This is a genomic window from Pseudarthrobacter xylosi (assembly GCF_055412765.1).
In genome coordinates this window covers 533,761-555,505 of the sequence record NZ_JBVAYT010000001.1, presented here as the reverse complement: position 1 = coordinate 555,505, position 21,745 = coordinate 533,761, and the positions used below count along the sequence as shown (strand labels likewise).

At 63.7% G+C, this 21,745-nt stretch carries 21 protein-coding genes; 16 read left to right on the top strand and 5 right to left on the bottom strand.

Annotated elements, in window-relative coordinates; genetic code table 11:
• Positions 1-41: 41 nt before the first annotated feature.
• Positions 42-512: a hypothetical protein gene (locus tag ACZY1F_RS02620; protein WP_463940105.1), complete on the bottom strand. Its 471-nt coding sequence runs from the start codon at positions 510-512 to the stop codon at positions 42-44.
• 134 nt (positions 513-646) lie between these two features.
• Here ACZY1F_RS02620 and ACZY1F_RS02615 point away from each other — a divergent pair, with 134 nt between their 5' ends.
• The 3 genes from ACZY1F_RS02615 (at position 647) to ACZY1F_RS02605 (ending at position 3,583) form a co-directional block, all read left to right on the top strand.
• Positions 647-2,125: an HNH endonuclease signature motif containing protein gene (locus ACZY1F_RS02615; RefSeq protein WP_463940104.1), complete on the top strand. Its 1,479-nt coding sequence runs from the start codon at positions 647-649 to the stop codon at positions 2,123-2,125.
• Positions 2,126-2,283: 158 nt separating this feature from the next.
• Positions 2,284-2,451 carry a hypothetical protein gene (locus ACZY1F_RS02610; protein WP_463940103.1) on the top strand — a complete coding sequence of 56 codons (168 nt, stop codon included), beginning with the start codon at positions 2,284-2,286 and terminating at the stop codon, positions 2,449-2,451.
• A gap of 139 nt (positions 2,452-2,590) precedes the next feature.
• A complete protein-coding gene (locus ACZY1F_RS02605; protein ID WP_463940102.1) occupies positions 2,591-3,583 on the top strand; it encodes a manganese catalase family protein in 993 nt (330 codons plus the stop codon).
• A 132-nt stretch (positions 3,584-3,715) separates the two neighbouring features.
• Here the strand turns inward: ACZY1F_RS02605 and ACZY1F_RS02600 are convergent, their stop codons facing one another.
• Positions 3,716-4,765: an NAD(P)-dependent alcohol dehydrogenase gene (locus tag ACZY1F_RS02600; protein ID WP_463940101.1), complete on the bottom strand. Its 1,050-nt coding sequence runs from the start codon at positions 4,763-4,765 to the stop codon at positions 3,716-3,718.
• Positions 4,766-4,885: 120 nt separating this feature from the next.
• Between ACZY1F_RS02600 and ACZY1F_RS02595 the strand changes: the two genes are divergently transcribed.
• From ACZY1F_RS02595 to ACZY1F_RS02535, 13 genes are all read left to right on the top strand, one after another.
• Positions 4,886-5,617: a TetR/AcrR family transcriptional regulator C-terminal domain-containing protein gene (locus ACZY1F_RS02595; RefSeq protein ID WP_463940100.1), complete on the top strand. Its 732-nt coding sequence runs from the start codon at positions 4,886-4,888 to the stop codon at positions 5,615-5,617.
• Between the two features lie 417 nt (positions 5,618-6,034).
• The gene (locus ACZY1F_RS02590) at positions 6,035-8,674 is read left to right on the top strand and encodes an ATP-binding cassette domain-containing protein (RefSeq protein WP_463940099.1); all 2,640 of its coding nucleotides are present in this window, start codon (positions 6,035-6,037) and stop codon (positions 8,672-8,674) included.
• Positions 8,675-8,676: 2 nt separating this feature from the next.
• Positions 8,677-9,735, top strand: coding sequence for an ABC transporter permease (locus ACZY1F_RS02585; protein ID WP_463940098.1), 1,059 nt, complete (start codon positions 8,677-8,679; stop codon positions 9,733-9,735).
• Between the two features lie 35 nt (positions 9,736-9,770).
• Positions 9,771-10,820, top strand: coding sequence for a rhamnose ABC transporter substrate-binding protein (locus ACZY1F_RS02580; RefSeq protein ID WP_463940097.1), 1,050 nt, complete (start codon positions 9,771-9,773; stop codon positions 10,818-10,820).
• Positions 10,821-10,885: 65 nt separating this feature from the next.
• A complete protein-coding gene (locus ACZY1F_RS02575; protein WP_463940096.1) occupies positions 10,886-11,545 on the top strand; it encodes a nucleoside/nucleotide kinase family protein in 660 nt (219 codons plus the stop codon).
• Between the two features lie 71 nt (positions 11,546-11,616).
• Complete coding sequence (locus ACZY1F_RS02570) at positions 11,617-12,630, top strand: LacI family DNA-binding transcriptional regulator (RefSeq protein ID WP_463940095.1); 1,014 nt, start codon at positions 11,617-11,619, stop codon at positions 12,628-12,630.
• A gap of 159 nt (positions 12,631-12,789) precedes the next feature.
• On the top strand, positions 12,790-13,248 hold the full coding sequence (locus ACZY1F_RS02565) for a PTS sugar transporter subunit IIA (protein WP_463940094.1): 459 nt from the start codon (positions 12,790-12,792) through the stop codon (positions 13,246-13,248).
• Between the two features lie 53 nt (positions 13,249-13,301).
• On the top strand, positions 13,302-13,574 hold the full coding sequence (locus ACZY1F_RS02560; RefSeq protein WP_463940093.1) for a PTS sugar transporter subunit IIB: 273 nt from the start codon (positions 13,302-13,304) through the stop codon (positions 13,572-13,574).
• Between the two features lie 34 nt (positions 13,575-13,608).
• Positions 13,609-15,132, top strand: a complete 1,524-nt coding sequence (gene ulaA, locus ACZY1F_RS02555) for a PTS ascorbate transporter subunit IIC (protein ID WP_463940092.1) — start codon at positions 13,609-13,611, stop codon at positions 15,130-15,132.
• Positions 15,133-15,225: 93 nt separating this feature from the next.
• Entirely contained in the window at positions 15,226-15,507 is a 282-nt protein-coding gene (locus ACZY1F_RS02550; RefSeq protein ID WP_463940091.1) for an HPr family phosphocarrier protein, read from the top strand.
• Positions 15,508-15,695: 188 nt separating this feature from the next.
• Complete coding sequence (tal, locus tag ACZY1F_RS02545) at positions 15,696-16,814, top strand: transaldolase (protein ID WP_463940090.1); 1,119 nt, start codon at positions 15,696-15,698, stop codon at positions 16,812-16,814.
• A gap of 462 nt (positions 16,815-17,276) precedes the next feature.
• A complete protein-coding gene (locus ACZY1F_RS02540) occupies positions 17,277-17,645 on the top strand; it encodes a sugar phosphate isomerase family (protein WP_463940089.1) in 369 nt (122 codons plus the stop codon).
• Positions 17,646-17,799: 154 nt separating this feature from the next.
• On the top strand, positions 17,800-18,171 hold the full coding sequence (locus ACZY1F_RS02535; protein ID WP_463940088.1) for a VOC family protein: 372 nt from the start codon (positions 17,800-17,802) through the stop codon (positions 18,169-18,171).
• A gap of 37 nt (positions 18,172-18,208) precedes the next feature.
• Here the strand turns inward: ACZY1F_RS02535 and ACZY1F_RS02530 are convergent, their stop codons facing one another.
• From ACZY1F_RS02530 to ACZY1F_RS02520, 3 genes are all read right to left on the bottom strand, one after another.
• Positions 18,209-18,781: an MOSC domain-containing protein gene (locus ACZY1F_RS02530; protein ID WP_463940087.1), complete on the bottom strand. Its 573-nt coding sequence runs from the start codon at positions 18,779-18,781 to the stop codon at positions 18,209-18,211.
• 87 nt (positions 18,782-18,868) lie between these two features.
• On the bottom strand, positions 18,869-20,161 hold the full coding sequence (locus ACZY1F_RS02525; RefSeq protein WP_463940086.1) for a D-arabinono-1,4-lactone oxidase: 1,293 nt from the start codon (positions 20,159-20,161) through the stop codon (positions 18,869-18,871).
• A gap of 28 nt (positions 20,162-20,189) precedes the next feature.
• Positions 20,190-21,692, bottom strand: a complete 1,503-nt coding sequence (locus tag ACZY1F_RS02520; protein WP_463940085.1) for an aminobutyraldehyde dehydrogenase — start codon at positions 21,690-21,692, stop codon at positions 20,190-20,192.
• Positions 21,693-21,745 lie beyond the last annotated feature (53 nt).

Below are 21,745 nucleotides of genomic sequence, written 5' to 3'. Positions count from 1 at the left end.
GCGTTTGCACGCTTCAGCTCGCCAGGATGCGGAGGCGGCCCCTACCTGGGTTGAGGTGTTGAGATCCCGCTCAGCGTGCCAATGTAATCCAGCGTTTTGGGACTGACGTGCCGCACCTCTGCCAGGGCTTCCCGAAGAGCGGCACCCTTGGTGTGATCCTCGAGCGTGCCGCGGAGTTCCGCTACAGTTTCGATGCCCTCACGCTCGAACACCCGCGTGATGTCCTCTACCTGGGCCAGGCGGCCAGGCGACGGCCAGTCGATAACCTCCGAGAGCTTCCCCGTATCCAGGTGCTGCCGGAATCCGCTCGTTGTGGCGGCATCGGGCCATTCCGCGACCAGCGCTTCGACGCGAGGCTTGACGGTTTCGTTGTAGTTCTGGCGGCGCTGGAGCGTGGCATCGACAATGATGGCGCCTATGTGGTCCCAACCGCGGCTGGCTTCGGTCGAGGCGTCGGTGCCGGGTGAGTCCATTGGCGCCGGAGTGTTGGCAGCATCATTATCGGTAGTCATACCTGAATACTTTCACGTGTCGCGCGCCGGCATCCCGACACGCGGTGACTCAGTCCAAGGTCCCGCTCCCGTTTGGCCACATACCCGAAATCCCTCTCCGCTTAAATGTCAGACCCTCACTAGATGATGGAGACATGGGAAACGCAGCGGTGGCGAAGGCATACGAGGACATCATCGCCGCCGTTTCTGTGCTCGATTCCGTACTAAGCGGGTCTGGTTCCGCAGTGTCATCGGAGGCTGATCCGTTGCGTGGCCTGGGCGATACGTGCCTGGACATTCTTTCCGGCGCGGCGGGTGTGGAAGCGCGGTTGGCGGGATTGAAGGCCCGGGCTGCCGTGAAATATGCGGACACGGCCCAAGCTGTGGCTTCACCGGGTGCATCGGCCCAGGCGCAGGAGATGGCGGTGACCGCGGAGGTCGCCTGCGCCCTGACCATCGGTGACCGGGCTGCGGGGGCGCTACTGAACCAGTCCCACACGCTGACGACTTCACTGCCGCTGACCCTGTCCGCTCTGCAGAGCGGCGTCATTTCGTGGCAGCACGCGCGGGTCATGGTGGATGAAGCCGCAACCCTCGACCCGTCCGGTGCCGCGGCTCTGGAAGCCCACTTTTTAGACCCTGATGCGCCGAACCCGGTCCGCGGTTGTCCCACAGGAGAAATGCCGGCGTTCCGGTTCCGTCACATGGCACGTACCTGGCGCGAACGCCACCACACGGAAAGCATCGAGAAGCGGCACGCCAAGGGTGTCCTCGATCGCCGGGTCGAGTACGCCCCGGATCAGGACGGGATGGCCTGGCTTTCGGCCTACCTCCCCGCGGACCAGGCAGCCGGGATCTGGAACCGGACCACTGCGATCGCCCGCGGACTGCAGGGACCAGATGAGCCCATGACCCTCACGCAGCTCCGCGCCAACGTCTTCGCCAGCGCCCTCCTCGGCAGCGGGAACCCGGCAGAACACGATCCAAGGCAGGTTCCGCCACCGCGGGCTCATGTCCTCGTGACGGTGCCGGTGTTTTCCCTGCTCGGCGCCACAGAGGAAACGGCCATGCTTGACGGCTTCGGTCCGATCCCGGCGTCGATGGCCAGGGACCTTGTGGCGAACGGGGCCGATTCGTTCTACCGGGTCCTGGTTGATCCGCGGGGCGGGGCGCCGCTGGAGATCGGCCGCGACAACTACCGTCTCACCAAGGCCATGCGGAACTGGCTCCGGCTGCGCGACGGCAAATGCCCCTTCCCGGGCTGTTCCAACCACTCCCTGGACAACGAAGCAGATCATCTCCTCGCCTGGAATAAGGGCGGAACCACCGGCGTATCGAATTTGGGTCAGCCCTGCCCCAAGCATCACCGCCTGAGACACACCAGCACCTGGAAACCGACAGAAGCCAGCATGACCGAACCACCTGGCTGGATATCGCCCACTGGCCGGCACTACAAAAGTGAACACCAGGACTGGGAACCACCACACTGGCCTACAGAAACGAAATCGGATCCGCGCAGGAGCGGGCACTGGCTCCCCACGCGGAGTGAAGGTCGCGGCGATCTGGATTTTGTTCACACCGGCCTGTCTCTGGGAGAGGACGGCGTGGAACGGTTCCTCCACTCCACCGTCTGACGGGTGCCCAAGTGCAGCGTGCACCTTGCACATGAAGCGGCGCCCTTCCCGACACTGACGCACGGTGGGACGATTTGAGTATGAGTGAGAAAAGCGCTGATGGTCCTCAGGATCACGGCCCACACCAGCACGCCCACGCCGCTCCAACAACGCAACAAATGCGGACCGTAGGCCAACGCCGCCGGGAGTCGGAAGAAAAATTGGAGCAGCACCTCCAGGAAGCCCTCCATAAAGACGATCCGCACCCCGACGCGGTGCCTGAGGTCGAAGAGGCGGGCCCGGTGGATAGCGGGGACGTTGCCGCTGTTGACCATAACGACGATTGACCGCCGCAGTCCGGAGCTGCCTGGCCTTCACTCATGCTCAAAATAATAAGTATGCTTGCCAATTATACAAAGCGCGCTTATGGTAGTGCCGCGGACCGCAGACAACAGCCCGTCGTCATTTCAATAAGTGAGGAAGCCCATGTACCTGCATACACAGCTTTTGATCAACGAGATAGCCGCCGATGAGCCCGATCCTGCTGCAGCCAACGCGCTGCAGGAGGGTCTTGGCGGGCAGTTCGGCGAGATGCGCACCATGATGCAGTACCTCTTTCAGAGCATGAACTTCCGTGGTGATCCTGCCTCCAAGCCCTACAAGGACTTACTCCAGGGCGTCGGCACTGAAGAGATCAGCCACGTCGAGCTCATCGGCACCACCATCTCCCAGCTCCTGGATGGATCTCCGCGGTATCAGGGCAAGAAGACCGACCCCGTGGACGAGCCGGGGGCCAAAGGTGCCACCCCCCTGAAAATAGCCTTGGACACCAGCAACATCCACCACTATCTGGTGGGGGCGCAGGGTGCATTGCCGGTGGACGCCGCGGGCAACCCCTGGAGCGGATCCTACGTCTACAACAGCGGCAATCTTGTCCTGGACCTGCTGTACAACCTCATGCTGGAATCCACCGGCCGGCTGCAGAAGTGCCGGATCTACGAGATGACGGAGAACAAAACGGCGCGGTCCACCATCGCGTACCTCATTGTCCGGGACCAGGCCCACGAGAACGCCTTCGCTAAGGCGCTGGAAAGCCTGGGCGTGAACTGGGGCAAGGTGCTGCCCATCCCCAAGACCAATGCCGAGCAGTTCCCCGAGGTCAAGAAGCTGCTGGACCTCGGGCTGCAGAGCATCCAGTACACGTTCAGCGCAGACAACCTCAGCGAGGCCGGAAAGCTCTACCGTGGAGCCTCTCCCTCCAACGACGGCACCGAGCTCAGCACCGACGTTATGCCCGAAGGCTTCCCCATGACCATCTCACCGGAACGCCGCGAGGAGTTCTCGCCAGGGCTCGATCCCGACCTGCTCGCCTTGATCCAGGCCACCGCCGAGGTGGAGCTTAAGGACGCAGATAACCCCAAAGAGCCCAAGGCCAAGGCTCCTGCAAAGGCTCCGGCCAAGGCCACAAAAAAGTCCTAGGCGGGTTCCTGAACTGAGGGCGGACGACGGCGGGATGCTGGTGGTTGAGCCTGTCGAGACGCGGTTTCGCTCCCCACCCGCTCCCTAACCTCGCAAGCTCGGCCAGGGAACCCTGCGGTCGTGGCCCCAGGCTCAGCCACCGGCTTGGACTTCGAGCTGGTGGACGCGCAGGACCACATTGCCCCGTTTCCGTCCGGTGTCCACGAAGCGGTGGGCCTCAACGACGTCGGCGAGGTTGTAGGTCCGGTCGATGACAGCCCGATACTTGCCTTCCTCCGCGAGGCCCACGAGGTAGGCCACGTCGTCGGCGGTGTAGGTGAGCTTGAGGCCGCCAAAGGTGACCAGCTTGCCGCTCCGGCGGCTCTGTCCCCGCGCGCGGAGCATGCCTTTGAGATCGGCGATGACCAGAAGCAAGGCACCTCCCAGGGTGATGCTCCCTTGCACCCTCGCGAACGGGGCGTTCCCCACGCAGTCCATAACGACGTCGTACGTTGTGCCGTCTGCGGTGAAATCCGCCGCGGTGTAGTCGATGAAGCTGTCCGCGCCGAGCGATTCCACCAGATCCCTGTTGGCCCCGCTGCTCACAGCGGTGACGTGGGCGCCGAGGTGCTTGGCCAGCTGGATGGCGGCCGTGCCCACCGCTCCCGAGGCGCCGTTGATAAGAACCGTGTGGCCGGCCTTGATGGCCGCCATGCCCAGGAAGGTTTTCGCCGTGAGTCCGCCGAAGGGCAGCGTGACGGCCTCCTCAAAGCCCATGTTCCGCGGCTTGGCGGCGATGGGCCCGTCCGCCGGGACGGACACGTACTCCGCGTGGCCGCCGAACCCTGCCCCGAGCATCGCAATGACCTCGTCGCCGGCCTGAAAGGCGGTCACGCCCGGGCCGATGGACTCCACCACGCCGGCCACGTCCATGCCGAGGACCCGGGTCCGCGGGCGGAAGACGCCGATGGCCAGGGCCGTCAATGCCACGAGTCCCTTGGGGACATTGCGGCTGCGGACGCGGTGGTCGGCGGCGCTGACCGTGCTGGCCATGACTTTGATGAGCACCTCTCCGGCGCGCGGAGCGGGCTGTGCGATCTCCTCGACGCGGACCACGTCCGGCCCGCCGAACCGGCGGTAGGTCGCGGCTCTCATGGTCCGTACTCCCGCAGCTGATGCGGCCGCCGGCTGGATGGGGTTCATGGGGTGGCTCCTCGGTTTTCCATAAGGTGTACACTGTACACCTTCCTGATAGGACTGAGACTAGGTGTACTTAGTACACTTGTCAATGGAAGATGTTTGTACCGTCGGAGGCAGGGAATAGTGACTCAGCAGGTTGCCGTGGATCGCCGGGCGCGGTTGAACCGGGATCGTGTGCTGCAGGCGGCCGTCTCCCTCGCCGATGAGGTGGGGATCGGCCCGCTGAGCATGCGCCGCCTCGCCCAGGAACTCGACGTGGTACCCATGGCGCTCTACAAGCACGTGGCCAACAAGGAGGAACTCCTCGACGGCATGGTAGACGTGGTCATCGGCGAGATTGACCCTCCCTTTGCCGGTGCTGACTGGAAGAGCATGGTGCGGCTGCGGGTGCTCTCCGCGAGGCGGGTGCTCCAGCGCCACCAGTGGGCCAGGCGCGTCCTGGAAACCCGCACCAACCCGACCCCCGCCGTCCTTGGCTACATGGACTCGTTCATCGGCATGTTCTTCGCCGGGGGCTTCTCCGTAGACCTCACCCACCACGTGATGCATGCCATCGGAAGCCGGATGTGGGGCTTCACGCAGGAACTGTTCGACTCTACGGCCACTTCAGACGGCGACACTCCCGCTCCGGTGGCACCGGAAGTCCAGGCCGCCATGATCCAGGAAATGTCCGCCAGCTACCCGAACGTCCTGCGAGTGGCGAATGCTGCCAGCCACGATGACGGCTCGGTTGTCGGCAGCGGCTGCGACGACCAGTTTGAGTTCGAGTTCGCCCTGGATCTCCTTTTGGACGGCATTGAGCGGCTCCATCAGCGTGACTGGACCGCCAAGGCCGCACGGCTAGAGCGGGGATGAAACCCAAGCGGACGACGGCGGGACCTCCCGCCGTCGTCCGCTTGCCGTGGCCTCCAACTCTCCTGACCGAGGCCTGGACCCAAGCGCAGGTGCCTCCGTCAGTTTTCCGGCGGGGCACCTTCCTCGCACCGCTTGCCGGCGCCGCGCGACGGAGGCTGGAAGACATCTAGTGCAGTGGCGTCAAGGACATCTGGTGACATGCCATGTTGTCTTTCAAGTCGTCCCGGGGACTCGGGAGTCAAGTGAAGCTGCTACCAGACTCCGGCGCGGCGCATCGGCCCCCTTTTATGAACTGAACATCGCGCGTCTCTTGTAATTCAAGTCACAGGCGCATACGATTGCTTCACCGCGCATACGAATGCGCATTCGATTGCTTCTCGACCTGCCCGGCCGTGAGATTTCTTGGAGGACATCATCGTGGATGTAACACGGACAAACCATGCCGCTCCCGCCGTGGGCGGGAAGCGCGAGCCTGGGGCGTACAGCCCGGTGGCGGCGGCCGAACTATCCGGCGTTTCGAAGATCTTTGGCTCGACTGTGGCCGTCTCGGATGTGTCTTTCCAGTTGTTCACCGGAGAGGTCCTGGCGCTCGTGGGCGAAAACGGTGCAGGAAAGAGCACCTGCGTGAAGATGCTCGGCGGTGTGTACCACCCCGACGGCGGGACCGTCCGCATCGCGGGGGAGGACGTCAATTTTTCGACCGCTCTGGAAGCGCACAAGCACGGAGTGGCGGTCGTCCACCAGCACCCGGGGCTCTTCGCTGATCTGTCCATCGCGGAAAACGTTTTTGCCGGGCAGCCGCTGCGCTCGCGGTCGGGCCTGCTGGATCACCCGAGAATGAAATCCGAGGCTCAAAAGGTCCTGGCGCAGCTCGGACTCGAACGTCCCGTGACGATGCCCGTCGGCTCTTTGCGCGTCTCCGAGCAGCAGCTCGTCGAGATTGCCAGGGCGCTGGTCTCCGAAGCGAAGGTCCTGATCCTGGATGAACCGACCGCGGCCCTGACCACCGCCGAAGTGGACCGCCTGTTCGAGGTCATCGAACGCCTCAAGGAACAAGGCGTCGCGATGATGTTCGTCGGTCACCGCCTCGAGGAGATCTTCAGAATTTCGGACCGCCTAACGGTGCTCCGCGATGGCGCCTTCGTTGACACCTGCCGGACATCGGAAGTCACCGAAGAGGAGATCGTGAAGCTCATGGTCGGCCGGGCGCTGGGCGATCTCTATGAACGGTCTGCAGCCGTCCTGGGAGACACCGTCCTGGAACTCCAAGGACTCTCCTCCGCTGGAAAATTTAGAAATATCGACCTCAGCGTCCGCGCAGGCGAAGTCGTGGGAATGGCCGGGCTCATCGGCAGCGGCCGCACCGAAGTGGCGCGTGCCATTTTCGGAATGGAACGGCCGACGTCCGGCAAAATACTGATCAACGGCCACGAACAGACCATCAAATCTGCGGCCCACGCCATCTCTGAAGGGATCGCGTACGTTTCCGAGGACCGCCGCGGCCAAAGCATCGTCGAAGACTTCACTATCCTGGACAACGCCACATTGCCCGTCGTTGGCAAGGCCACAAAATGGGGCCTGATCAGCACCAAAGCCGAACTCGCCATGGTGCGGGGCCCTCTGGAGCGGATGAAACTGAAGTTCGCCGGCTACGACCAGCCGATCGGCAACCTCTCGGGCGGCAACCAGCAGAAAGTGGTCCTGGCCAAATGGCTGGCGACCCAACCGAAGCTGCTGATTCTGGATGAACCCACACAAGGCATCGACGTGCAAGCCAAGGCCGAAGTCCACCGGATCATCCGGGAACTCTCCGCACAGGGGATCGCCATTCTTTTGATTTCCTCGGACATGCCCGAACTTCTGGGGGCATGCGACCGGATCTACGTGATGAAACACGGAGACCTCGTCGCGGAATTCGACCGCGAACACGCCAACCAGTACGACATCGGCCTCGCAGCCACCGGCCTGCACGCCTCCACACGAAGCACCGGCAAGACTGCGGCCGAGCCCGCATCCGGCAAGAAGCCGCCTGAAACACGACCGGCACGGCCCCAACGGACCGCGGATACGGCGTGGGACCGCAGCCTCTCCTGGATTCGGCAGGCCCTTGGACGCCGCGAACTGGGACTGTTGCTGGCATTGGCGGCCGTTGTGGCGCCATTGAGCCTGCTCAACACCAACTTTTACTCGGGCGACAACCTGCACGACCTCGCCGACTACTCCGCAATGCTCGGCATCGTCGGAATCGGCCAAATGCTGGTGATCCTGACGCGGAACATCGACCTATCCGTCGCCTCCACCCTCGGGCTGGCCGCGTACGCCTCCGCCGCGACCATGCGGGCAGTACCGGACGCTCCGATCCTTTTGGGCATTGGCGTCGCCCTCGCCGTTGGACTGCTGTGCGGCCTCATCAACGGGGCAGTCATCGCGTACGGCGGAGTCCCCTCCATCGTGGTGACACTTGGAACACTGGCTCTGTACCGGGGCGTACTGAGCATCATCTCCTCTGGAGACCGGGTCAAGCCCGAACAGGTTTCAGGCGACTGGCTCACCATGACCAAGGAGCCCCTCCTAGGCATCTCACCCGTTCAACTCAGCGCCATCGCCGTGTTCGCCCTCGCCGGATTTATTCTCTGGTGGACCGCCAAGGGCCGCGAAACCTATTTCGCCGGTTCCAACCCCGCCGGCGCTGAACTGATCGGAATCCCCGCAAAGCGCCGCACCCTGACCGCATTCACCATCTCAGGGGTCCTCGCCGGCGCCGTCGGCGCCATGTGGGCCTCTTACTACCCCTTCGTGGACGGACAGGTGGCCTTCGGCCTGGAGACAGCCATCATCGCCGGCGTCGTCGTCGGCGGAGTCGCCCTCCGCGGCGGGTCCGGCACCGTCGTCGGAGTTTTGATCGGCACAGTGGGATTGCTGGCCATCAGAAAGGTCCTGACCATCGCCGGCGTACCGGACCAATACCTGCAGGCAGTCTACGGAGCTGCGATCATTGCCGCCGTCTCCGTGGACGTCGTACTCCACAGCCGCCGGAACAAGGCGAAAGGACACTGACCATGTCGACAACAACCACAACCGGATGGCCCCACCGCCTCCAAACCCTGATCCTGTCCTGGGAAGGGCTCCTCGGAGCCTTCGCCATCGCCCTGATCATCACCGCCGCCATCACCACCCCGGGCTTCTCCGACGGTTACAACCTGGGATCATCCGTGGCCCGCATGGCCGCGAAAGCCCTGATGGTTCTGCCCCTGGTGTTCCTCATCATCGCCCGCGAAATCGACATCTCCGTCGCCAGCACGGCCGGACTGGCCGGTATTGCTTTCGGCCTGACCGTCCAGTCCAGCGGATCAACACTGGCCGCCGCCGCCGTGGCACTGGCAGTAGGACTGGCCTGCGGCGCACTCAACGGCTTCTTCGTCGCAGTCCTCGGCCTGCCATCCCTCGTGGTCACACTCGGCACCCTGGCCCTGTTCCGCGGGCTGTGCTACGTGCTCGTCGGAGGCACGCCGATCAGCAACATGCCACCGGAAATCATCTCGCTGGGCAATGACTCAATACTCGGGACCTACATCCCCGCAGCCATCGTTCCCTTCCTGCTCCTGGCACCGGTCTTCTACATCGTGCTGCACAAGACACCCTTCGGACGGCGCGTTTTCGCCATCGGCGGCAACCCCGACACGGCCTCGTACTCCGGCGTCAGGAAATCCCGGATCATCTTCCAGCTGTTCGTCACCTCCGGGCTCGTCGCGGCCCTCGCCGGCATCATCCACGTCGGCATCACCTCCTCGGCAGCCCCCGACGGCGCCATCGGATACGAACTGGACGTGGTGACCGTCGTGTTCCTGGGCGGGGTGAGCTTCCTGGGCGGCAAGGGAAAAATGACCGGCGTGTTCTGGGCCCTGGTCGTCGTGATCGCCATCCGGAGCATGCTCCAGCTGCAGAACTTCGGCGCCTACGGCCAGGCGGCCGTCGTCGGACTCGTCCTCATCGTTTCCCTGCTGATGGCAAACATCGCCAACCGAACCTCGGCCTTGCTGGCGAGCCGCAGGACACGGGCCCAGCAACTGGGCAACCCGGCCTCCGAGCCGGCCGCAATCGTTCTACCCACCAAATAACCAGCGTCAACCCCACGAAATCATAGGAGATTTACATGCGTACACCTGCTCGGGCTGCCCTGTCGGGCCTTGCCGTTCTCAGCCTCGCCAGCCTTGCATTGACTGCCTGCACCCCCTCCGGAGGCACCGCGGCTTCCGGAGGAGGCAGCTGCACTCCCAAGGACAACATCACCGTCGGCTACATTCCCAAACTCGGCGATGACCCGTACATGACCACCGTCAGGGACGGCGCCCAGAAGGCAGCCTCCGAACTCGGCGGCACCAACAAGGTCGTCTACACCTCGCCCAGCGAAGCGACCGGTGCTGCCCAGATCCCGTTTGTCCAGCAGCTGATCTCACAGAAGGTGGACGTCATCGCCATCTCCGGCAGTGACCTCAACGGTGCCGCGGCGGAGCTGAAGAAGGCCCAGGCCCAAGGCATCAAGGTCATCACCTTCGACTCCGACGTCGCCCCTGACGCGCGGTCCCTGTTCATCAACCAGGCCAAGACAGACGAACTCGGAACCGGGATGCTGGACAGCATGAGCGACCTTCTCGGCGGCACCGGCGAGTTCGCCATCCTTTCCTCCACGCAGACGGCGGTCAACCAGAACGCCTGGATCGCCGACATCAAAAAGCGGCTCACCAGTGAAGCCAAATTCAGCGGCATGAAACTCGTCGACGTCGTCTACGGCGAAGAGAAGGCAGATGTCAGCGCCAACCGCGCCAAAGAGCTCGTCACCACCCACCCCAACCTCAAGGGCATTATTGTCCCCGCCGGGATTTCCCTCCCGGCGGCTGCAACAGCCCTGGATGAAATCGGTGCCTTGGGTAAGGTCAAGCTCACCGGACTGGCGCCGGCGTCGCTGATCAAGAAGCACATCCAGACCGGCAACGTTCAGGACATCTGGTGGAACGTGACCGATCTGGGCTACCTGTCCTTCTACGCCGCCAAGGCTGCCGCCGGCTGCACCGTGACCGGAAAGGCCGGGGACAAGTTCGACGCCGGCACGCTGGGCTCCTTTACCGTGGGTGATGAGAAGACCGTCATCCTCGGACCGGCCAAGATTGTGACCCCCGCGAACGTGAACGAATTCGCGTTCTGATACCCACTTCGGCTGGCCGGGCATCCCGGCCAGCCGAAGTCACCAACCTATAAGGAGCTACATTCATGGAGCTGAGCAAGCAGCGGCCGTTCCCGGAGATCCTGGAGGCCGGCGTGAACGAGCTGGCGCAACGGATCCTGGGAGAACTGGCGCCGGGTTCACGAATGATCCTTGGCCTCTGCGGGGCACCTGGTGCCGGCAAGTCCACCTTCGCCGACCAGCTCGCGGAAGCGCTGGGCATCGATCGCGCAGTGGTGGTGCCCATGGACGGCTTCCACCTCGGTCACGACGTCATCAAGGATTCCCCGAAACTGGACCGTAAAGGCGCCATCGACACCTTCGACGTCGGCGGCTACCGTTCACTTCTTCAGCGGATCAGATCCCGCGACGACGACGTGGTTTACGCCCCCGCCTACCGGCGCGGACTCGAAGAACCCATCGCGGCGTCCATCGCCGTGCCCCGTGACCTTCCGGTCGTCATCACGGAAGGGAACTACCTCCTGGCACCCGATCCGCGGTGGCAGGCAGTCCGGGCAGAAATCGACGAGGTCTGGTACCTGGAAACCCCTGACGAGCTCCGCCTGACCAGACTCATCGACCGGCACGTCCACTTCGGCAAGGCTTTGTCCAAAGCGGTGGAATGGGTACACCGGTCCGATGAACCCAACGCGGAGTTCATCCGGACTACCCGGCCCTCGGCCGACCTCATCATCCGCCTAACATGACGGCCGGGCCAAGCATCGTGCAGCCGGAGCAGAAAGCGGATGGAACAATGGAGACGACGGAAGGAGATCACATGGTGACCATGAGCGACGTGGCACAAGTCGCAGGCGTTTCACAGACCACGGTCTCCCACGTCGTCAACAAAACCCGCCGCATCGCCCCGGAAACAGAGAAGGCCGTCGCCGCAGCCATCGAGGCAACCGGGTACGTCAACGATGGGATCGCGAAATCCCTCCGCACCGGCAAAACACACACCATCGGCCTTGCCATCTCCGCCATGTCCAACCCGTATTTCGGTGAAGTTGTCCACTCCATCGAAAAACATCTGACCGAACTGGGATACAGCCTGGTCCTGGCCGACACACACGATGACCCCGACCGGGAGCTCCGCGCAGTCAGGGACCTCCTCGCACACCGTCCCGCCGGCATCATCCTTGCCCCCTCGGCGGACCCGCAGGAGGCCTTGCGCCAGATCTCCCGCCGGAAAATCGCAACCGTCCTGATTGACCGGGTTCCGGAGCACCTGGACCCGTCGCAGCCCATTGACGCCATCGGTGTCGAAAACACCGAACCCACCGCGGAGCTGGTCCGGCACCTGACCGACCGGGGCCATCGCCGGATCGCCATGATCTCCGGACGGCCCGGACTCCGTACCACGATCGAGCGACTCGACGGCTACATCCTCGGCCTACAACGGGCCGGACTCGAACTGGACCAGAAACTCATCCGGGACGGACACTCCGAGGCCGAACCAGCCGGGCAGGCCATCAAAGCGCTGATGGCACTGGAATCACCGCCAACGGCGCTCATCACGGCCAACAACCAGATGACCATCGGCGCCATGAGTGCCCTGCGCGATCTTGGCCTCCGGGTCCCGGATGACATAGCACTCGTAGCGTTCGATGACTTCCCCTGGGCTGACCTGTTCGACCCCCGCCTCACAGTCATGGCCCAGCCCGTGGACGAACTCGGAACCCTGGCCGCCGAAATGCTGTTCCAGCGGCTCCACGAACCCGACCTCGAACCTCGCGAAGTACGCCTCACCCCCCGGCTGATCGTCCGGGACTCCGGCGGAACAGGCATCTAACAGCCCTCCCGCTGCCACCACACCACCCCACCAGCAGTTAAACCCCGGCGCACGCCGGGTCATGCCGTCGTACCTCCTTCACACCTGCATGCCGTCCTTCACACCTGCATGCCGTCGACGCGATGACCCATGCCCAAAACACACAGAAAGAGTCCTCTTATGGCCCTGAACCTCGCTGAATCCCTCTGCTCCATCTCGACGAAAGCAACCGCAGACAACTGGCGCGAAGCCATCCGCCTTTCCGGCGACGGCCTCGTTGCGGGAGGGGCGACAACTGATGCATACACGGACCAAATGATTGCTGCCGTCGTGGAGCACGGCCCCTACATCGTCATCGCACCTGGAATCGCCCTCGCCCACGCACGCCCCTCCGACGCCGTCCTCCACGGCGGACTCAGCTGGGTCAGCCTGGTCACCCCCATCGAGTTCGGGCACCCGAAAAATGATCCGGTCACCCTGGTCATCGGACTCGCGGCCACCGACCACACCACCCACATCGAAGTCCTGAAGGCCATGGCCGGCGTTCTCTCCGACAAAGCCGTCCGGGCGCGTCTGGAGGCAGCCACCACGGACGACGAAGTGCGCACGATCCTCACGGAAGCCGCCGCGGCTTCCTGATCCTGAACCAACAATCACAGACATCCGGATCCACCTTAATGAAAGGCACCACCATGAAAATCGTTGCAGTGTGCGGCATGGGAATTGGCACTTCAATTCTGCTCAAAATGAACGCCGAAAAAGTCCTCGCAAAGCTCGGAATCGACGCCGATGTTGAAGCAGCAGACCTCGGAGTAGCCAAGGGGGCGGCACAGACCGCGCAAATCGTCCTCACCTCCGAAGAACTCGCCGGCGAACTCGGAGACGTCCCCGCGAAAGTCATCGTCATCGACAACTTCTTCGATCTCGACGAAATCACCGACAAGCTCACTGAAGCTGTCCTGTAGACCCCCTAGCCACACCTGAATAGGAGCACCCACCATGGAATGGCTCGTCGTCATCCTTAACTTCATCGGACAACAAGTCCTGAACGTGCCCGCGTACCTCATTGGCATCATTACCGCCATCGGCCTGATGGCCCTGCGGCGGAACGCCGGCCAGGTCATCGGCGGGGCGCTGAAGGCAGCCGTCGGCTTCCTGATCCTCGGCGCCGGAGCCACCGTCGTGGTCGGCTCCCTGGACCCGCTCGGCAAACTCATCCTCGCCGTGACGGGCGCCCAGGGCGTCATCCCCACCAACGAAGTCATCACCGCCATGGCCCAAGACCAGTTCGGCGCCCAAAGCGCCTACGTACTGACCCTCGGCTTCCTGATCATGCTGGTTCTGGCACGCTTCACCCCGCTGAAATACGTGTTCCTGACCGGGCACCACATGGTCTTCATGGCCACCATGATCACCGTCGTCCTCTCCGTAGGATTCGGGGAAAACCTGGGCTGGCTCGTCGTCCTGATCGGCGCAGTCCTGCTCGGCGTCATCATGGTGGTCATGCCCGCGTTCCTCCACCCCTGGACCAAGAAAATCACCGGAAACGACGCCATCGCCATCGGCCACTTCGGTTCCCTCGGCTACATCGCGGCCGCCACCACCGGTCAAGCCGTCGGACAACGCAGCAAATCGGCCGAGGACATCCAATTCCCGCAGGGACTCAAATTCCTCCGCGACTCCATGGTCGCCACATCACTCTCCATGGTTCTCATCTACATGGTCTTCACCATCTGGGGCCTGATCGCGCTGCCCCTCGACAAGGCACTGGCGATCTTCGCCGCCACCGACGCCGGCGATTTCGTCATGGCAGGCTTCGCCCAGGCCCTCCAGTTCGGCGTCGGCGTTGCCATCATCCTCTACGGCGTCCGCACCGTCCTTGGCGAACTCGTCCCCGCCTTCCAGGGAATCGCCGAAAAAGTCGTGCCCGGCGCCAAACCCGCCCTCGACATCCCCATAGTCTTCCCCTTCGGCGCCAACGCCGTACTGATCGGCTTCCTGAGCTCGTTCGCCGGCGGACTCCTCGCACTCGGTATCCTCGCGCTCTGGCTCAACCCCGTCTTCGGACTGGCGCTCATCCTTCCCGGCATGGTCCCGCACTTCTTCACCGGCGGCGGCGCCGGCGTCTACGGCAATGCAACCGGGGGCCGACGCGGCGCGGCTCTTGGCGGCTTCGTCAACGGTGTGCTCATCACGATCCTCCCCGCCATCCTCCTTCTGGTGCTGGGACAGTTGGGGTTCTCCAACAGCACCTTCGGCGACGCCGACTTCGGCTGGTTCGGAACCCTCATCGGCCTCAGCCTCCGGGGCGGCACCGCAGTCGGAGCCGTCCTGACCATCCTGATCGCCGTTGCACTGGTCACTTCCGCCATCATCTTCCAACTCAGGGTCGTCAACACCGGGTGGATCCCCGGCGCCAATCGCGACGCCTGGCTTGCCGAGGAAAAGGCAGCCGAAGCCGCGGAAAAGGCAGCCGCAAAAGAGGCCGCCCAGAAGGAGCCGGCACAACGCACGGCGCCATAATCCGCGGAAACGCCTAACTGCCGCCCCGCACCGAAACGAAACTGAAGGGATGCGCCTTTTGACGCCAACACCCCATCACGAAGGACCCTCACCATGCCAGAACGCGTTGCCACCATTGCCAGCCGGGTGGGTCTGCATGCCCGCCCCGCCGCTATCTTCGCCGAAACAGCCGGCAACCTCCCCCTCGAAGTGACCATCTCAGTCGAAGGCGCCCCGGACAGCGAAGCCGTCGACGCCTCAAGCATCCTGTCACTCATGGGATTGGGCGCAACCCACGGCACCACAGTCGTGCTCCGCGCCGAAGGAACCGGCGCCGACGACGCACTGGATGCACTCGTGCAGCTCCTCCAGACAAACCACGACGCACGGAGCTAAAGGCACTCAGGAATGCTGCCGCTGAGACGGCGAGCCCGCCGGGACAGGCGGCAGCACCCAGACCCGGTCTGCCGGGAGCATCTGCTCCCGGCAGACCGACAAAAACACATAACGATGACAAGCGGCGCCACAAGGAAACCTGATCGGACGCTGCTGCTAGTCCACCAGATATCCCCAGGAGCTTTGACATGACTACTCCCACCCAGCAGCTCTCCGACGCCGGCGTCTCGATCTGGCTCGATGACCTCTCCCGCGGACGCCTGCAGACCGGCACCCTACGCAAGCTCATCGACGAGAAGAACGTCGTTGGTGTCACCACCAACCCGTCCATTTTCCACGCCGCCATCACCACCGGCCACGACTACGATGCCGTCATCGCGGCCCGGGCAGCGGCCGGTGCCACCGTGGAAGAGACGGTCTTCGAAATCACCACCACCGACGTCGCCGACGCCTGCGACCTGTTCGCACGCGTCGCCGCCGCGTCCAAGGGGGTTGATGGCCGTGTTTCCATCGAGGTGGACCCCCGCCTGGCCTGGGACACCGCCGGCACCATCGCCGAGGCCAAGCACCTGTATAAGAAGGTCAACAAGGACAACGTCCTGATCAAGATCCCGGCGACCCTCGAAGGCCTCGAGGCCATCACCGCAACCCTGGCCGAAGGCATCAGCGTCAACGTGACCCTGATCTTCTCCCTTGAGCGCTACCGCGCGGTCATCAACGCTTTCCAGTCCGGCCTGGAGCAGGCCAAGGACAACGGCCACGACCTCTCCAGGATCCACTCCGTCGCGTCCTTCTTCGTCTCCCGCGTGGACGCCGAAATCGACAAGCGCCTCGACGGCATCGGCAGCCTTCAGGCCCAGTCACTCAAAGGGATGGCCGGGATTGCGAACGCCCGCCTGGCTTACGAGATCTATGAAGAGCTGTTCGCCACCGAGCGCTGGGCGCTGCTGGCCGAAGCCGGCGCGCTCCCGCAGCGTCCGTTGTGGGCTTCCACCGGCGTGAAGGACCCGGCCTACCCGGACACCCTCTACGTCACCGAGCTCGTTGCACCCGGCGTGGTGAACACGATGCCGGAGAAGACCCTGGACGCCACGTTCGACCACGGCATCATTGGCGGAGACCAAATTTCCGCACACTTCAAAGATGCCAGCTCAGTCCTTGGCGAACTGAAGAGCATGGGCGTTTCATACGACGACGTCGTGGCACTGCTTGAGTCCGAGGGCCTGGACAAATTCGTGGCCAGCTGGAAGGAACTGCTCGGCGACGTCGAGGCAGCTCTCTCCACCGCACGGAAGCCTCACGCATGAAGATAGGTATCCCCACCAGTGGCGGCCACTGCTCCGGATTGAAAGTGGCCGTCCACGGGGCCGTGAGAGCAAGCGGATCCATTCCAGGCAACTGTGCCCCGCAACATTCGGGTCGCGGTGCTGAAGAGGGCATGAGGGTCGCATCGTGCCGCCGCATCGCCGCACTCAACTGACCGGAAGAGCGTCCGACCAGTGCGGGGCGGAAACCACGATCACCCGGCCCGGCCCCTTCCAGGCGGGCCTTCCATTCATCGGTAATCCCGTAGTCCACAACGACAGCTGAGATTACTTCAAGCGGCCAAGTCCGCACCATAGCTGTTGTTGTGAGGGCCCAGAGCGAGAAACGTAGAATTGCCGAGCTAGCCGTTCAATACGTCGAACCGGACTCGACCATTGCACTGGTACTCGGGTACAACTGTCCTTGAGCTGGCAAAGCTGCTGCCGGTCGATCATGGGTTGACTGTGGTTAGCAATTCGCTACCCGCACTGTCCCGGCGAGTTGGCATCAACCTCATCGGAGTCGGCGGCCAGTGCAGCCCTGACACGCAGTCCTCCGGCGGCCCGGACGCCTGGCATGCGCTCGAACACCTGGGCGTGCACACGCTATTCCTGGCCGCATCGGCGATTTGCGCGACAGGGGTCTTCGCGGTGACTCCGTATGAAGCCGACACTAAGAGGCTGCTCATCGACGCAAGAATAGGCGACGTTGCGATAGTCGGCAGCCTCCAGCCGCGTCGCCGCTGGCGGACCACTGCCGTCCCCGCTCCTGTCCAGGCTGGAGTCTTCGCGGGCCGACGCATCGCTCGATTCCGTTGGAGACGCGAAACTTGATGAGCTCCTGTTCAGCTGCTCATCCGTTATGGTCATCATCGCCGTCATCCCGTGGGGATACATCTGGAAACAGTACGAAAAGTCAGCCGGGGATCCCTGGCGACGCCTGTGAGTATCATCGGAAGCACCCGTCCCTTTGAGAGTGGAGTCACCCATGCAGCTCGGCGCTTTTTCGATCAGCCTCACCGTCAAGGACATCGGGGCGTCGGCTGCGTTTTACGAGAAACTGGGCTTCACGAGTTTCGGCGGCGACATCACGCAGAACTGGCTGATCCTCAAGAACGGCGAGACCGTCATCGGCCTCTTCCAGGGGATGTTCGAGAAGAACATGCTGACGTTCAACCCGGGCTGGAGCCAGAACGCCGAAGCGCTGGATTCCTTCACCGATGTGCGCGACCTCCAGCGGGAACTCAAGGCCCAGGGTGCGGAGTTCGTTGCCGAGGCCGATGAAGCGACCACCGGGCCGGGCAGCTTCATTGTTGTGGACCCGGACGGCAACCCGGTGCTCGTGGATCAGCACGTCTGACCTGCCGGCGGCCCACTCTCGCCTGGGCGGCGACACCCTAGGGCAGCCGCGACGCCCGCAGCAACGTGGCCTCGCCGGCCAGTTCGGGCTCCAGCGGCACGGGGCTGACCAGCACTGCAGGCCCGCGGTGCAGGACGCCGTCGGAAATTACCCGGCACCGCACGCCGCCGCGCCCCCGCATTGATTTGTGTGCGCCCGGGGCGAGCATCTCGTCCATCCAGACACAGGGGTGTGCGGGCCGCCCGGCCGTGAGCCGCACCAGGTCACCCTGGGATTCCAGGGCGAAGTCGTGTCCCAGCAGCGGGGCCAGGTGGGCGCCGCGGAGCACAACGTTGCGCCTGGTCAGGAGCGGGTCAAACGGCGCCGTTCCCAGCTCTGCGGCGATGGCCTCAAGGGACTCGATGGCAAACAGCGTGACTGCCGCGTCCATGTGTGCGGCCTTGCCGAAGAACCGGTCCCCGACGATGCCCTTGCCCGCTACAAGCTCCGCTCGCTCGGCATCCGTGGTGGGGACATCCGCGGCCCCCTCGCGGGCTCGGCCGAAGTAGGCGTGCGCCGGCGAGACCAGCAGATGCAGGACCTCTACGTCGTACCGATGGCTTTCCGTCATGCCACCAAGCTACGCCCTGGGCCGCGGCCCGGCAGACGACAATAGCTGACGGCGGCCACCTCAAGGGCATACACCGGGATTGCTGATTTAGCCTACGAGGGCGCGTGTGTGGTCGTTGAGGAAGATTCCACGGGGATCGAACTCGCGCCGTACCTGGATGAAGGTGTCCAGTTCCGGGTACAGCCGCTCCAAGCGGCTCCTGGTCATGAAGTGGATCTTTCCCCAGTGCGCACGTGGTTCGAATTCCTGCAGCACGGCGTCGGCGTCCCGGAAGAACTGCCAGTAGTCGGTCCCGGGTTCGGTGGTCAGGGTGACGACGGTGCTGTCGCGTCCCTGGAACTGGGACATGTAGGCGTCATCGGCTTTCACCCAGCGGACCTCAACGGGGTACTTCTGTTCAGGGTGCTTAGTGCGGATCAGGTCCTGGATGGCCTCGACGGCGGCGTGGCCGTCCTCGCTGCGGACGAAGTACTCGAGTTCGTGGAACTGGGTGGTGAATCCGCCCGGGTAGATGCGGTACGAGCGGTCCAGGCGGGCACCTTCCGTGGCTGAGATTTCGCGCTCATCCTGGATCTGCGCAATGTTGTACCGCTTGGTGTAGCTGCGGTTTGCCATGCTCTGCCCAGGCGCGCCGGGGAGGTCCAGGAGTTCGCAGGAATCGTTGTCCGGGCACCAGAGGAATGAGTAATGCCTGTTCGCGTCGATGGCGGACTGCCAGGCCCCCGTGGTTTCCGCCCACGTGGGATACGTGATCTGTTCTTGCAGGTAGTAGCTGTCCTCAACCGCGAGTTCCACTTCCAGGAATACCCCGAGCGTTCCCAGGGCAACCTGGGCGGCCCTGAGTTCGCGGAGCTGCCCCTCGCCGATTTCGACGATTTCGCCATGGCCGTTGATCAGCTTCACCCAGCGCAGGCATGACGAGAAGCTGCCGAGGTCCTTGCCGGATCCGTGCGTGCTGGTGGAGAGGGCCCCCGCAATCTGCTGTTTGTCGATGTCGCCTTGGTTGCCGAGGGCCAGCCCCTGCTCCCAGAGCGGATCTCCGAAAGCGTTGATGGTGGTGCCGGCCAGTGCCCGGGCGCGGCGCCGGGCCTTGTCGGTGCCGGTGATCGCCGAGAGCCCTGACATGTCCATCAGGACGCCCCCGGTCTGGACGAGCGGCGAGGACGAGTGCCCTGAGCCGACCGCCCGCACCGGCAGGCCTTCGCGGATGGCGAACCGGACGGCGTCGAGGGCTTCTTGTTCCGTCCGGGGCCGCACGGTAAAGGCGGGCGTCGCGCTTTGGTTCCCACCCCAGTTGGTCCAGGTTACGTCGGTTCCGAAGGGGGCTGTGGGAGTTTCTGCCACTGACGAGGCGGCGCGCGGAAGGTTGGTGGTGGTCATTGCTCAGCTCCGTTGCTAGTCTGCACGCTTACGCGCCGTGGTTGATCATGACGTGCTTGGTTCGCGAGTAATCATCCAGGGCGTAGAGCGAGAGGTCGCGGCCGTAGCCGGAACCTTTGAACCCGCCCCACGGTACCTCGCAAGCCAGCACCAGGTGTGAATTGACCCAGACGGTGCCGAAGTCGAGCTGCTTGGGAACCCTGAGCGAGAGACTGGAATCCTTGGTCCACACCGACGCGGACAGGCCGTAAGGGCTCTCGTTCGCGCGGGTGATGGCCTCTTCGGTGGTGCTGAAGGCCTCGACCGTGACTACCGGACCAAAGATTTCGTGGGTGGCTATATGTGCCCCGGCCGGAACGTGGCTGATGACAGTGGGCTCGATGAAGAAGCCCGGGCCTTCCAGGGCCGAACCACCGATGGCCACGTTCAGGCCAGCAGCCTTGGCCTCGGCCAGTGATTCCTGCACGCGTTCGAAGTGGGGGCGCGAAATCATGGGACCGATTTCCACGTCGTCGCCCGCCCCTGGTGCCCCAATGGCCAGCGTGCTGACTTCGCGCACCAGGTGCTCGGTGAACTCCTCCGCCACCGACTCGTGCACCAGAACGCGGCAGGCAGCGCCACAGTCCTGACCGGCATTCCAGAAGCCGGCATTTCGAACCCCAGCGGCGGCCGCGCGGAGGTCGGCGTCGGGAAAAACAACAACCGGTGCCTTGCCGCCGAGTTCCAGATGGACGCGTTTGACTGACTTGGCCGCGGTCTCGGCAACGGCCTGTCCGCTGATCACACTCCCTGTCAAGGCGACGAGGGCAACATCAGGATGTTCGGCGAGTCGCTGTCCGACGGTTCGGCCTTGTCCGGTCACGATGTTGAGGATGCCAGCCGGGATCTGTCCGGCCACGAGTTCCGCCAGCTTCAGCGTGGACAGCGGCGTTTGCTCGGAGGGTTTGAGGACAATGCTGTTGCCGGCGGCCAGTATGGGAGCGATCTTCCAGGCGGCCATCAGCAGCGGGTAGTTCCAGGGCGTGATGACGCCGACAACGCCCACGGGTTCCCGGAGGATGACCGAAGTGTGCCCGGTTGCGTAGTCACCACCGGCCATGGACGTCAGCGTGCGGGAAGCTCCGGCCATGAAACGGAAAGTATCAATAGTGCTTGAGACATCGTCCTCCGCGACGGTTCGCGGTTTACCGGTGTTGGCTGACTCGATGGTTTCAAAGGCTTCCCGGTTGGCTTCGATGATGTTGGCGATCAGGTTCAGCACTTCGGAGCGTTCCTTCGGGGTGGTGGCGCCCCATGACTTCTGGGCCGACACAGCGGCTTCAACGGCGACATCAACATCTGCAGCTGTGCCGGCCTGCACGGACGCGATGACCTGCTCAGTGGTGGGGTCTACGACGTCGATGAGGTCGGTGGAGGAACCTGGAACAAATGATCCGCCAATGAACTGTCCGCTGGGTGGAAAGAGTCCGGCGGGGCTGTGATCCAGGGGGGAGCGTCGGACAGTGAACTGTTCGGTGTTAGTGAGTGTCATGGTGTTTCGCCTTTGCTTTCTGCGCCGGTCGCGGCGTCGGGAGTGTATGTGGG